This window comes from Neiella litorisoli (assembly GCF_014773395.1).
GTDB lineage: Bacteria > Pseudomonadota > Gammaproteobacteria > Enterobacterales > Neiellaceae > Neiella > Neiella litorisoli.
In genome coordinates, this window is record NZ_JACXAF010000009.1 from 1 (window position 1) to 12,530 (window position 12,530).

The window sequence follows — 12,530 nt, forward strand, 5'->3', positions numbered from 1 at the left end:
ATCGCCTGAGTCCGATTCATCATCACCAGTTGAGCTATCGCCTGAGTCCGATTCATCATCGCCAGTTGAATCATCGCCTGAGTCCGATTCATCATCGCCAGTTGAGCTATCGCCTGAGTCCGATTCATCATCGCCAGTTGAATCATCGCCTGAGTCCGATTCATCATCGCCAGTTGAGTCATCACCTGAGTCCGATTCATCATCGCCAGTTGAGTCATTGCTACTAGGTGGTGGCGGCTCATTGGCTTTGTGCTCCAATTCATCCGCAATCTGCCTAGCGACATCAAGTGCGTCACGAGTGGATTTCAGGTTCGGGATTGCACTCATTGCGCCTTCAATCAGATCAACCAACTCGCCTGCCCCTGCCTGTAACAAGAGCTCGCGTGTTGCTTCTGCGATGTGAGTTAAGGGATAACCATGTTTTTGGTAAGCGCTACGTCCGTGATACAAGACATAGTTTATTACCAGTTCTGGCACACTCGCTTCAGGTCTAGGCATGGCGAAAATTTCACGCTCAATGCATTCACTGATCGTATTACCAAGTGTTTTTGCACAGCCAGGGAACTTGGCAGCAACGGCATTCTCCATTCGAACATCTTCAATACGATTAAGTAGTGAAAAAACCAAACGGCTCTCACCCATCGCGCAGTGTTGATCTGTAAATGCCAAGTGCCCATGCTCATGGTCACACAACCCTTCCACCAGACGTCGATAGCTTGGATCTTCAAGGTTTCCTTTAGGTAGAAAGACCCGCTGGAAATCGGTAGCAGGAGCGAAATGATCCTGCAGCACATGTTGAATATCACTCCGACGGCCAATAACACTAGCCATCGCTTGCAGCCGCTTTTGAAAACGGCGTTGCTGTCTTGCGTTATGCATATTGTCTCCTCCAAGAGAGTTGCCCAAACCAATGGTTGCTCAAACAGCGAGCAACACATTTAAGTTTGGTAGGGGGTTTACAGGCCTGCTCCCCATGAGTCGAGGTCATCCTGTTGATTGATATCGCCGGTTTCCAAGACTTCAAACAAATCGAGTGCTACAGGAGCAACGCTTTGTTCTTGTGCTTCGGAAATAGGATCGGCTTCTGAGGTTGGATCAAATGTAAAGAGTGGGGCATGACCCTCTGCAAAGCTTCGGATCATATCTTCGTTGCCCAGCGCCAACACAAAGTGCTGCAAACGAGCAAAGTCTTCACCTTCGATGTAACCAGCCTTTGGTAGCTTCGCTAACTCAGCTCGCGCTGCATCAACGATGTTGCCAATGGATGGATCTAGAAAGCTCAGGGATGTGAGCTTTGACATCAATCGGTCAATGCCTGAGTTAATCACTGACTGCTTGATCTTCTCCCGCAATTTCTTGCTGCCTCCGGGAAGCGGCTCAAAAAAACTTTTGGTGTATACATCAGATGCCATTTTCGCGACATCTTCATATACCAATCCAATGGTCTCCTCGATAACCTCATCGGCATCACCTTCATCGGCCGGCGCAAACGCTAGCGGCGGTGAGGCTTTGAAGATGAAGCTTTTCTCGAATTGCTCTTTGTTCCAAGAGTACTCTCGGATTAACTCCTCGACCTCTTGGTTCTCAGCGACATGACCCGCCATGAGCTGGTCAAAATCCTTCACGACCTTACTTAGCTTGTCGTAAAAGCGTTCTTCTATGTCGTTGATCCCATCGTGAAGCTCATCCAACCGACTAACCGGCAGTAATGTTGCTCCGCCCGCCACTTTGACACCCAAGCTGGCAAGCAGACGCTCAACAGCACGTGCGGCATTTCCTTTGAACGTCAGGTGTTCTTGAGGAAACCAGTTGAAACTGGTGCCTCGCATAAGCTTGGACTCAATTTGTTGACCATCAATGATGATTTTCTTTGAGTTCAATGATTTTTCACCGCAACAACCTCGGACAGTTACTGCGACAAGACAACAGCCTTGTTTCAGTGCTTCTAAACGGTCTAGGGTGCTTTGAGTGTTTTGTTTTGCGTCGTCTAAGTTAGACATGATTTGTCTCCTCCAAGAGATTTATCGGGAGACAGATCTATCCCCGACAGGGTAGAAATTGTCTCCCTGTTTAGGGGTTGTGCAACTGAAGGTTGCTAGGTGTTAGAACGGGATATCGAACTTGATAACACCATCCCACACGTTGAATGCCCAAGGCGCTCCTTTCGTGTTTTCGGTGTAACCTTTGTTGATTTTTTCCGTTATTTTCTGGTTGTACTTTTGCCCAGACTCAGTGAGCGATTGACCCATGGTTCTAACATAGATCCATTCATCATCACTCAATTCACTGCGCCACCAAACGTGCAGCGTGCAATCATCTTGCTTGATCGCCCACTGTTTGCCATCGGGATGTTCGAACATTCGAAACCCCTCTCGCACATCTTTGAACACCTGCCCGCTGTCATCCAAAGCGCAATGACATCGCAACGCAGGCTTGGCGGCTTGGCCTAATGAAAGACGCACCATTTCAATCAAGTCCCACCCTTTTTGCATAAAGCGTTCTCTTGCCTTTATGCCCTCTAGGTAGCTCACTTCATTGACACTGCCAATGATGTCGTTGTCATCAAACTCCACAAATACCGACTTCTGGCTTGAGATATTACGAATCGCAAAGTGTCTCTTGCCATTTGGCAGCTCAGCAGTTAACCGCTCGAACAGTTTTCCCTCCCACTCTTTAAGCGGGATTGAAGCAGTGTTCGAGCTAACTACTTTTTTGCGGCGTTACTGATCAGCTCTTTCACGGGCTCATCAATACTTTCGCTCCAGATAGCAGTCACAATCGCTTGTGCAGCATCTTCGTCTTCAGCATCAACGTTACCCCAAAAGGCAAAGCTCAGAGAGTCTCGCGGTGTGCAGTTCATGCCAAAGCGCAGCATGTAATATGCCCATGCTACTAAGTCGGCCGTACTGAACGTGCAACGAATCGAACCTTCTATCTTGCCGCTTCGATCTTCGCCTAAAAGCGCGTCTCGAAAGGCATTCGCCGTTTCAACCATCCGCGTAATGATCACAGTTGGTAGTTGGGTGAATTGATTAGACAAGATTTTGGTCTCATGAATTGCATCCGGGTACTTCGTCTCAAACCAACCAATGCGACGACGAAGCGCAGCATCAAGTGCTTGAGAAGTGATGTACCTGTCATGACCGCCCTCACCTTTGGTGTTGGATGTCGTCATGATGTAGCACTGCGGATGTTTTTTCAGTGTGCCGAGCCCTGGGACATGCCATGGTTTCCCTTCCAAAATATTATGAAGGGACGTTGTCATGTCATCCGTGGCTTTATCCACTTCGTCCAGCAGCAGCAATCCACCATCGCGATAAGCTTGAGCAGCTGGCAGCAAAATTCGCTGCGTTACTACCTGACCATTTTCAGCAACCAGTTCTTGCTCGGTTTCTAAATGATGGCCACGCTTTTCTGGTGTGATCGACACTTTGTAGAACGGCAAGTTAAATCGCGATGCTAACCACATCGCAAACTCAGTCTTACCAGTGCCGGTTTCTCCCCAAAGCCCAAAGACCTTGAGTTGTGCTGGCGCCTGCAACCACATGACGGCAAACCGCAAAATGTCATCTTGCGGCAAGTAGTTCGGGTTGGGGCTGATGCAATCTGCATGGCGGTGCTTGCGCATCTTGAAATCAGCCTCTTTCCATTCAGCTTTCTCAGGAAAGATATGCTCGCCTTTCACAATACCCATTTGGGTGTAATCGACAGGTTGCACTTGCTGCAATTGCGCGGCTGGTTGAGTTGTCATAGGTGTCTCCTCCAAGAGAGTAAATTGGGAGATACACCGATCCCCAAAACGGGCATCTTCAAATGTATCCCCGTATTGGGTTACCACTGAGCGTTGTACTCAATGGGAGTTAAGTCGAACGACAACACTTCCGGCAGTCGCAGAATCGCTTTCATCAAAGCGGCTGCAGTGTCGGAGAGTTCGCGACCTTGTTTTTTGGCAATATGGGCAATTTCGAGTCGGATCAGATTTGCATCTTTTCCGAACGCTCGACAGTAGGTTTCAAACTGTTGTGAACAAACCCACTCCAACTCACGCGTATAAGTGCCTGAGCCAGTGCTTGAGTCTCGCAACAAACGTAACGAGTACTCCAAGTGCCCTTCGAGAAACTGCTCAATATCGTCATCAGTCCAGCGCATGTAAAACACGCCTTCCTGACCATCGAAGCATGGATCAAATGAGAAATTCTCATCGTAGGCTTCGTTTGGAACTGTGCTCTGTCTCTCTAGCCGTTCTTGAATGTAGTCATCCAGCGAATGGGGTTTGTAATCGCTGTCCGACGACAAAGGGTGAAGTTGCTTTTTGCCGCGTCGTTTCGATGCGGGTACAAAGTTAACCTTTCCCATAGTCTCCTCCTGATATGGGTTACCCAACATCACAGGTGAAGACAGATCGAGCCCTCGACAGGACAAGACAATCTCACCCTGCTGGGTCTAGTGGGGTTAGCAATTAAGCGAGAAAGATTTCCTCGTTCGCTTGCTGTTGGTAGCGCTTTGCTTTAATCAAAGCTCGCGCCATCTGTGCCGGCGGTAAAATGGCATCTTTCAATCGACGATAAAGCTTGCGCTCACGACGACGAAGATACGCACCGTTGGCTTTAGAGGTTTTGGATGCTCTAGACATAGCCTCCTCCGTGGTGGTTAGGTCAAAAAGACCATTGGGCAGCCTGTATACACAGGTCATTGAAGCGTTTTCTCTTGCGCGACCAAGGCACATTGAATTCAGACAACTCAATGCACATCTGCATCATTGATTAAGACACTCGAAGCGAGTCGAGACAGCGAACTGCAAAGTCAAAACAAATCATGCTGAGATTTTCAGATGCCAGGCTTGGCAAAGGGAGGCACTTTCGTGCATTCGATAGTTTTGCAGTGCTTACCACATCACTTTGGTTACTCTTTGTGAAAAGCTCCAAGCTGGAACTTTTTAGAAAGAGCAAACGAATTTGCTCTTAAATGGACAGCCCTGTTAGGAAGGCAAGCCCAAACGTTTTTCCAAGGATAGATCCAAGGTCAACGCGTAGCCTCAACAAAGTTGAGGTGATCTTCGGCTCATTAAATGAGTCCGTCACCGACAGAAACTGACGGTCGCTGATAACTGCATTACTCAGCTGTAATGGGAAACACAACACAAGATGCGAGGCATTTCTCTAATCCATTTCAGACGAAATGGAAGTGTCTTTATTTTCACACAAGACAAAAGTGCCGATCAGATGATCGATTGAGAAACTGGATGTTCGGGAAAGCACTTTTGACAGAAAAGCACTTTCCAAAACCACCAGCAGGTCGTTTTGGCTCTTATTTAAGAGGCTATGCAGGAGTATTTCTTGCGATGGGAAGCCGCACTAACGGCATTCGTTGACTCGGGCGCTTGCGACCACAATATCCATTGGGCCGATAAGCTTGCGCTGTCGGCTGGCTGCTTGAACGCGAGCAATGATTTCATCATCGTTCAGCGAATAATCAAGCTCCAACGGGATGGTCGCGCCATCAGCAATGCTAATGGTTCCTGAGTCTATATTAAGCGAATGTTGCTTCATGAGGCCTCCTTAGAATGCAAAGTGGGATCGCTTCGCAAATGCACTTTGAATTTTCAAAAATGCACTTGAAAAGCGACCCCACTTCTTAAGAAGACTTGGTTTCGCTAACCGGCCAAACGACTAAAGATTAGTGTTTGGGCTTTTGTGGGTGGGATTTGTCATAAGCTGTCTTTGCTACGATGCTGCCTCCAACTAGCACAGCCACAAACAAACACACACTTAAGATCACCCACGCATAAATCGTCATTGGTGCTACCACTGAATTCAATGGACCTCCTTAATATTGTAGCAAACATGATCGACAGTCAGAAAGACTGTCAATCTGAATACAACAACATGACGATGTTACCGCCAATAAACGCCACCATAAGAACCGCACCTATAACCAATGACCAGACTGCAAAATGCAACTGAGACACCGACAAAGGGCCAATTCCGATAGTAGTTAAACCAGCGACAAACAGGCTTGCTCCGATTGCTAGCAATACAGCCAGAACCGAACCAAACAAAACTTGAGTAAATTTGTTCATGTCTCGCTCCCCATTTCTCTTACTTCAAACTTCAAGAGAAAGAGACAGAACTCCCCTTTGAAAAAGGCGAGAAGCTCTCGCCCCTTTCAGAATAATTAATAGTTGTATGCTCCTTCATTGAATCCACCCGGTTGTGGCGCAGGTTGCTGTGGAGCACTTTGATAACCGCCTTGTTGCTGCGGTTGTGCAGGCTGTTGATTGTGTTGCGGAGCAGCTTGTTGGTTGGTCTGCGGTGCAGTTTGTTGCGCACCTAAGAATCCGGCTGCTTTCAAACAATCTTTGGCTGCCTTTGGAATATGGACAGCGACTCGATAACCTTGCACTTTCATCGCTTGGCGATCTTGCTGGGTATCCTTGTCCTTCCATTTTTCGACGACGAGCTTGCCTTCAATTTCGACATAGTCACCTTTTGCCAATGTCGCTTTCACTGACTTCAAGAATTTGTCAGCAACTTTGACTTCGACAAAGTAAACACGGTCAACCCACTGCTGGGTTTGTTGATCGCGATAGCCATCATCAACCGCAATACTCAATGAACCGAAGTAACCGCGCTGACCATTTTTTACGTCGACGTTTGAGATGTTTCCAGAAATACAAACATCATTTTTCTTTGCCATTTTCATAGCGTTATCTCCTCATTACTTATGCTTAAAGCAGGGGTAATTCACCGTACTGCGTGCAGGAAGCATTGGAGACAGATCGCCCCAGTGAGGTCGATTCAATCTCCACCCACACTGGGTGCCAATTCACTATGAGAATTAATTTCTCACAGGTTTTCGACCGTGCAACCGCACAGTCAACCGCAGGGTTTGTCACCCATTGGTTAGAAATGATTTCTCGCGAGTCATTAGCGATCTAGACAGATCTGAAAAGGAAAAATCATTGCTGAAATTCGAGGCACATGATGCATAACACACCATTTAGCCAAAGCGCAGGCCTTGGCTAAATGCAGTGAAAAACATACAGAAATCCCGCCGTCCGCGTCGGGTAAACCGAGCTTCCGGTGAGCAATATACGAAGGGTAGTAACACTGTTACTGAGCAACTTGACGTTGCGTTAGGGAGGGATATACATCCACATTTAAGGCGATAAAGCCACAGGGTCGTTGCACGAAGCAATCTATAGGTAACGATAACCAACGCGCCCGATTCATGCAACGGACTTTTGGGTCAACTAACGCGCCATTTTGCGATTTTTTTCATGCAACCCATCAATTCACGCAGTCTAGGAAGTTTGAGATTGACACGCAGCTAACAGAGGCTCTATAAAGAACACCAGCGTTGTCTCCTCCAAGATATAACGCAGTCAAGGAGGGGTCCTTGGCGGGAACTGAGCACCTTCGGGTGCTCTTTTTCTTTGTCAGGCTCACTCAACCCTATCCTGCCGCGACAGCAGTCATTCTCTCATCCCACGCCATCAACACTTCATCGGCCATATTTCTCTCTTTACAACTAATCTGACGCAACACTTTTTTGGTACTCACCACTGGCGCTTGATAAATCTGCCGTGTACGTAAGGTGTCGCTATTGCTCACCAAAACATGCACGCCGCGATTGGAAGCTATGTGGCATGCCTGCGCTAAGCGCTGCTGGTCATTCTCTGTGAAACCGCCTTGGGCATAAGCCGTAAAGTTGCTCGTTTCTGAGCTACCAATGTACGGCGGGTCGAAATAACCCCAGGCTCCTGCGGGAAGTTCAGCCAGGACTCGCTCAATTGACATCCTCCCCCACCTGACTCAGTGGGGCATTCCCATTACTATGGGCGCACACTAAATTGCTTTAGTTGCAAGTTCCTGATTCATCAAGCAGCTAATGCCGACTCTCCACAGGCTAACAAGCGGTGTCCCCGCTCTAAAATATTTAGTGCACCAACAATATCTGCATTGTTGGTGTAACCACATTCAACACACTCAAACTGCGCTTGAGTTTGACGGTTTTCTTTCGACACATGACCGCAGCAAGGGCATGTTTGGCTGGTGTACTGTGCTGGTACAGCGACAACCAAGCCACCATTCCATAATTGCTTATACTCAAGCTGCCTTCTGAACTCATACCAACCCTGATCGAGTATAGACTTGTTCAGTCCTGACTTGGCTTTCACGTTCTTGCCGTGTTGCTCTGCATCACCTTTCGCTGACTTGGACATATTTGATACCCGTAAATCTTCAATTGCTATCATTGCGTGATTCTTGCTGATCTCAAAAGATGATTTATGTAGGTAGTCCTTGCGGCAGTTGGCGATACGGGTGTGCAGCTTTTGAGTCTTGGCTTTCTGCTTTTGCCAGTTAGCAGAAAACTTAACTTTTTTGGACAGCTTACGTTGCTCAATAGCTAGGCGTTTTTCGTGCTTACCAAATGCGTTAAGCGGTTTAAGGTGCGAGCCATCTGATAGCGTTACAAACTTTGCTATGCCAACATCAACACCCACAGCAGATGTTGAACTATGCTTTGGCTCTGCAATCTCTTGCTCAACCTGAAAAGATATATACCAGTGACCTGATTTGAAGCTAACGGTGCAGTTCTTGATTGTGCCTTGTACGCCTTGGGACTTACAAAACTTCACCCAACCTAGCTTACTAGGCAACTTGACGCGGTTGCCCTCAAGTTGACAATACTTGTTGAAGTTAACAAAGCGGATTGAATCTTGGTTTTTGCCTTTCTTCTTGAATCTAGGTTTTTCAGCCGAGAGCGACCTGTCGAAGCATCGCATCCAAGCGCTATGCAAATCTTTAAGTTTTTGCTGTAGATTGTCGGTGTAGGCTTCCTTGAGCCAAGCTAGATCGTCTTGCTTTTTCCACTGCGTTACCAACTTATTAAGCTCAAATGCACTTGGGATCTTCTCGCCAGAATCCAGTTTCTCTAAGCAGTAGCGCAAGCCTTGATTCCACACAAATCGAGCGTGACCGCAAAGCACAGCAAGCCTAGCCGTTTGCTCAGCGGTCGGTTGGAGTCGAAATTTGTAAGCTTTTCGGATATGCATACTGTGATTATATACAGCGCTAACGCAAGATGCTATCGCACCTTGGGCTATTCCCCCTCCCTGCTGCTTCGCAGGGAGCCTTCTAGCCATTAAGGATGGGCCAACGGGCAGGTGTGCATGAATCCAAGGTATGAGCTTGGTTTTCTGGCCCGCCCATTTGAGCCACGACTTGGTATACATTAGGCAACATCCCCAACCATTTTTTTCAATTCAGCCAACTCATCCGAATCGCTTTTAGGCGAAACCAATTCCCCAAACCCGGTGATGAGAAATGGACTGGGTGTTTTGGGACACGAACCAATCAAGACACGCTTCGCGCGCGTCATCGCAACAAAGCAAAGTCGACGCTCTTCGGCTAAGTCACTGCTGTTCTTGCTTGGACAAATGTCACTGGTCATTTTTGGCATCCAGACCCGTTCAAACTCCAATCCTTTAGAGCCATGAAACGTGGCCAACGTCAGCAAGCTTCGGCAGTCGTCCTTCTTGCCTTGTTTGCTCTCGCACATTTCCACCAGCTTCTCGATACGCTCAAGCCAGCTCCCTTTGAGCTTCATCACCATGTCGATGACCGATCCCGCGAGACCTAGCTTGTCACGCTCACGGCTTTGCGCAACTGACAACAGCTCGAGTAACTTGTTTGCTCTTTCTTGCATCACACCTACCTCATGAGTGTCGGTGTGAAGTCCAATCAGCTGCTCGTGCAACATCGATGTCGCAGTACACCATTGCTCCGAGTGGTTAACAAAACCAAACCCCTTCGCTCTCTCGGCCGCATGCACAATTTCCTCAATGATCGATTCATGCTCATGCAAAAATCCAAGCGCATTAATCAAGGCTGATCGGTTGAACGGTTGGGCACAGATCTTGAGCAACATGGCGGTACCAATCGCATCTGGCTTATCCCAAATAGACTGCCCACCTAGTCGTCGAACGGTAATGCCATAGCTAGCTAGTGCGGTTTCCACATCATTTAAGACAAAGTTGGTTCGAGCAAGAATTGCCCAATGGTGAGGCTCAACCGCCACAGTATCGATCAATGCGCTGAGTTCCTTGTCCCATGACCCAAAGGCATAAGCTTTCAGAACCGACTGGCCTGGGGGGATAGAGCACATCATTTCTTTTTCAATACGGTCTTCGTTATCCTCAACGACACGAACGGCCCCATCCAGTATCTCTGGTGAGCAGCGAAAACAGGTTGAAAGAAAGTGCGTATGAGCGCTGAATTTTTGCTGGAACCGCACCATGATGGCGTAGCCTTGACTGCCGCGCCAACCATAGATGCTTTGATCATCATCCCCGACGCACGTCAGTTTCGTACCATTTTCACCGTGCGCCTCAAGCCACAAGTACTGGAGTTCGCTGGTATCCTGAAATTCATCAACCAGCAGGTGTGTTTTCGGCATCGGCGATAATTCACCACGAGCTAGCGCAGCGACCACTTGCCGCGCCACGCCGTTGAGATCAACTCGGTGGTAACGTTGCAGCATGGCTTCGTACTCTGCGTAAAGCTCGAACGTCACCGGAGGATGACTTGCTTTGTCTTCTCCCGGATGCACTTGCCGACCGTAGTGACCAATCCAGTAATCGGCCTGCCCGACTGTCCATTTATGCAACCCGAGATGTCGTTTTACGCGATCAACCCAAACAGTATGCTCTCCGCCAATAAGTAACTTATTAGGAAGCCGAAGTTGCCGCCACATTTGCAGCATCAAGGAATCGAAGGTGCCAATTTGAACGCGTTCAAGGGCCGACTGGGACAACACGGACTTAATCCGCCCTTGCATTTCGCTTGTTGCTTCATTGGTAAACGTCACCATTCCAACTCGATTTCTAGCATGCTGAGTCAGATATTCGGCAACACCGACCATGGTGTGTGTTTTGCCGGAACCGGGAAGCGCGCAAACCAGCTGATGGTCGTCACTCATGTGAATGACATTGGTCTGATTTGTTGTATAAGTCATTGCTTTGGCATATCAACTGTCATGCACGTCAGTCTAGCGATTGTCCAAGAACGACTCAGGTCAGTTTAAGGCACTTTTGCGGGTCAAACGGACTCTCCGCAAGCACATCCACCAGCTTAAGCACAGGTATTGGATGGTGTACGTATCAACACTAACAATTTACTCAACCCTAGCCAGAAACCCAAAGTGACACCATTATGACGTCACCTATTGACTTTAGCTTTGAAGTTTAGTAGTATGCAAGATGTGACATTTCACAACACAAATATAGGCCGCTAGTCCCAAAGCGAAGTGGATAGCGGATATTTCGTTTGTAATGCAACAACGCTGAGATTCTCAGCAAGGAGAGCCAAATGGCTACTAATGATTGCGAGAGACTAACAACTCGCATGAGCACTGAAACAAAAGAGCTACTTGAGAAGGCGCTTGTTTTGTCGGGGCACTCAAACTTGAACAGTTTCATCACTAGCGCAGCTGCGCTGTCAGCGAAGAAACTGATTGAGCAAGAGGCGAATATTCATCTTAGTCAAGATGAGGCAGTTGATTTCCTAACCGCCTTAGATAGACCAAGAACCGCAAACGCGCATTTCCTTAAGGCTGCTCGCAGACACAAGGAAACTATTACTAATGCAGATTACGCAACTAGATAAAACGCGACACAACAGAGAGAAATTTGACTGCGGCGTTCGCGCCCTTAATGAGTACTTAAAGAAAACAGCTCGCCAGCACGACAGACTCGACCTATCGAGAACATTCGTCCTGACGGACCAGAATTCCCCTCAAGACATCTTAGGGTTCTACTCACTGTCCACCTGCAGAATCGACTGGCCAGAGTTACCCGAAAATCTCCGAAAAAAGTACCCGAACACGAGCATGTCCGCCGCGCTCATCGGGCGACTCGCTGTTGACCTGAAAAAGCAAGGCCAAGGGTATGGAGGAGATTTACTCATCGATGCGATAACAAATATTGTCAGCTCAGTCGCGCACCTCGCTTTACCACTGATAGTCGTCGACGCTAAGGATGACAAGGCTCAGCGGTATTATGAGAAATTCGGCTTTGAACCCATCGCTCCAAGTAGTAGGCGACTCTTCATGACAGTCAAGCACGCCAAAGAAATGCTCGACAGCGTTTCGTAATTGAAGCACAGGGCAGAGCGACTTGTGGGTAAGTGAGAAGTGAAGCTATGGCATGGCGAAATTCACTTTCTTGCTTACCGGAAGCACAATGCGATTAGTTGTTAACCTTCTAAGTTGAGCACTAGAAGGTTGCGACTAACTGATTGATAAATAGGGTGGATAGTCTCGAAGCTCACTGATTTTATCGTTCAAATGGATTAGTCTGGACGTAATTCGGCACTCTTATATTCAAAACTAGATCCAATCTGATAAGTTGCTCTAACTCATTTGTACCCCAAAGCGCGAGTAACTACTCACCTGCTAAACGGGGCATTGCCTTTCTGAGCGCAGCAAGTACGCAGCTCCAACCCATTCGCCTTTGCCACAATTGACCA

14 protein-coding genes are annotated in these 12,530 nt (G+C 47.9%); 2 read left to right on the forward strand and 12 right to left on the reverse strand.

Translation table 11 applies throughout. The annotated features are described in order from the left end of the window. The 12 genes from IC617_RS08015 to IC617_RS08070 all read right to left on the reverse strand — a co-directional run. Positions 1 to 879 (reverse strand): hypothetical protein (locus tag IC617_RS08015; RefSeq protein ID WP_191144475.1); only part of this gene is annotated, 879 nt, incomplete at its 3' end. Between the two features lie 77 nt (positions 880 to 956). Continuing rightward, positions 957 to 2,000 carry a DUF3150 domain-containing protein gene (locus IC617_RS08020; RefSeq protein ID WP_191144476.1) on the reverse strand — a complete coding sequence of 348 codons (1,044 nt, stop codon included), beginning with the start codon at positions 1,998 to 2,000 and terminating at the stop codon, positions 957 to 959. A 102-nt stretch (positions 2,001 to 2,102) separates the two neighbouring features. Next, positions 2,103 to 2,573 (reverse strand): hypothetical protein, encoded by a 471-nt coding sequence (locus IC617_RS08025; RefSeq protein ID WP_191144477.1) that lies wholly within the window; start codon positions 2,571 to 2,573, stop codon positions 2,103 to 2,105. Between the two features lie 131 nt (positions 2,574 to 2,704). Next, positions 2,705 to 3,751: an AAA family ATPase gene (locus tag IC617_RS08030; RefSeq protein WP_191144478.1), complete on the reverse strand. Its 1,047-nt coding sequence runs from the start codon at positions 3,749 to 3,751 to the stop codon at positions 2,705 to 2,707. Between the two features lie 80 nt (positions 3,752 to 3,831). Beyond that, entirely contained in the window at positions 3,832 to 4,356 is a 525-nt protein-coding gene (locus IC617_RS08035) for a hypothetical protein (protein WP_191144479.1), read from the reverse strand. A 103-nt stretch (positions 4,357 to 4,459) separates the two neighbouring features. Next, positions 4,460 to 4,633, reverse strand: coding sequence for a hypothetical protein (locus tag IC617_RS08040; RefSeq protein WP_191144480.1), 174 nt, complete (start codon positions 4,631 to 4,633; stop codon positions 4,460 to 4,462). Between the two features lie 721 nt (positions 4,634 to 5,354). Beyond that, on the reverse strand, positions 5,355 to 5,549 hold the full coding sequence (locus IC617_RS08045; protein WP_191144481.1) for a hypothetical protein: 195 nt from the start codon (positions 5,547 to 5,549) through the stop codon (positions 5,355 to 5,357). Positions 5,550 to 5,866: 317 nt separating this feature from the next. Further along, complete coding sequence (locus tag IC617_RS08050; protein ID WP_191144482.1) at positions 5,867 to 6,079, reverse strand: hypothetical protein; 213 nt, start codon at positions 6,077 to 6,079, stop codon at positions 5,867 to 5,869. A 95-nt stretch (positions 6,080 to 6,174) separates the two neighbouring features. After that, positions 6,175 to 6,702, reverse strand: a complete 528-nt coding sequence (locus IC617_RS08055; protein ID WP_191144483.1) for a single-stranded DNA-binding protein — start codon at positions 6,700 to 6,702, stop codon at positions 6,175 to 6,177. A 752-nt stretch (positions 6,703 to 7,454) separates the two neighbouring features. Then, positions 7,455 to 7,799: a DNA adenine methylase gene (locus tag IC617_RS08060; protein WP_191144484.1), complete on the reverse strand. Its 345-nt coding sequence runs from the start codon at positions 7,797 to 7,799 to the stop codon at positions 7,455 to 7,457. Between the two features lie 80 nt (positions 7,800 to 7,879). Next, the gene (locus tag IC617_RS08065) at positions 7,880 to 9,238 is read right to left on the reverse strand and encodes an RNA-guided endonuclease InsQ/TnpB family protein (RefSeq protein ID WP_369410382.1); all 1,359 of its coding nucleotides are present in this window, start codon (positions 9,236 to 9,238) and stop codon (positions 7,880 to 7,882) included. Beyond that, entirely contained in the window at positions 9,238 to 11,019 is a 1,782-nt protein-coding gene (locus tag IC617_RS08070) for an ATP-dependent helicase (protein ID WP_191144485.1), read from the reverse strand. The genes IC617_RS08065 and IC617_RS08070 overlap by 1 nt, the downstream gene beginning before the upstream one ends. Before the next feature lie 353 nt (positions 11,020 to 11,372). Here IC617_RS08070 and IC617_RS08075 point away from each other — a divergent pair, with 353 nt between their 5' ends. Both IC617_RS08075 and IC617_RS08080 read left to right on the forward strand, forming a co-directional pair. Then, the gene (locus IC617_RS08075; protein WP_191144486.1) at positions 11,373 to 11,669 is read left to right on the forward strand and encodes a type II toxin-antitoxin system TacA family antitoxin; all 297 of its coding nucleotides are present in this window, start codon (positions 11,373 to 11,375) and stop codon (positions 11,667 to 11,669) included. Beyond that, complete coding sequence (locus tag IC617_RS08080) at positions 11,647 to 12,156, forward strand: GNAT family N-acetyltransferase (protein ID WP_191144487.1); 510 nt, start codon at positions 11,647 to 11,649, stop codon at positions 12,154 to 12,156. The genes IC617_RS08075 and IC617_RS08080 overlap by 23 nt, the downstream gene beginning before the upstream one ends. Positions 12,157 to 12,530 lie beyond the last annotated feature (374 nt).

Coding starts and splice junctions, on each gene's coding strand:
- IC617_RS08020 (WP_191144476.1), bottom strand. CDS start 2,000: ATGTCTAACTTAGACGACGCAAAACAAAACACTCAAAGCACCCTAGAC.
- IC617_RS08030 (WP_191144478.1), bottom strand. CDS start 3,751: ATGACAACTCAACCAGCCGCGCAATTGCAGCAAGTGCAACCTGTCGAT.
- IC617_RS08035 (WP_191144479.1), bottom strand. CDS start 4,356: ATGGGAAAGGTTAACTTTGTACCCGCATCGAAACGACGCGGCAAAAAG.
- IC617_RS08040 (WP_191144480.1), bottom strand. CDS start 4,633: ATGTCTAGAGCATCCAAAACCTCTAAAGCCAACGGTGCGTATCTTCGT.
- IC617_RS08045 (WP_191144481.1), bottom strand. CDS start 5,549: ATGAAGCAACATTCGCTTAATATAGACTCAGGAACCATTAGCATTGCT.
- IC617_RS08050 (WP_191144482.1), bottom strand. CDS start 6,079: ATGAACAAATTTACTCAAGTTTTGTTTGGTTCGGTTCTGGCTGTATTG.
- IC617_RS08055 (WP_191144483.1), bottom strand. CDS start 6,702: ATGAAAATGGCAAAGAAAAATGATGTTTGTATTTCTGGAAACATCTCA.
- IC617_RS08060 (WP_191144484.1), bottom strand. CDS start 7,799: ATGTCAATTGAGCGAGTCCTGGCTGAACTTCCCGCAGGAGCCTGGGGT.
- IC617_RS08065 (WP_369410382.1), bottom strand. CDS start 9,238: ATGTATACCAAGTCGTGGCTCAAATGGGCGGGCCAGAAAACCAAGCTC.
- IC617_RS08070 (WP_191144485.1), bottom strand. CDS start 11,019: ATGACTTATACAACAAATCAGACCAATGTCATTCACATGAGTGACGAC.
- IC617_RS08075 (WP_191144486.1), top strand. CDS start 11,373: ATGGCTACTAATGATTGCGAGAGACTAACAACTCGCATGAGCACTGAA.
- IC617_RS08080 (WP_191144487.1), top strand. CDS start 11,647: ATGCAGATTACGCAACTAGATAAAACGCGACACAACAGAGAGAAATTT.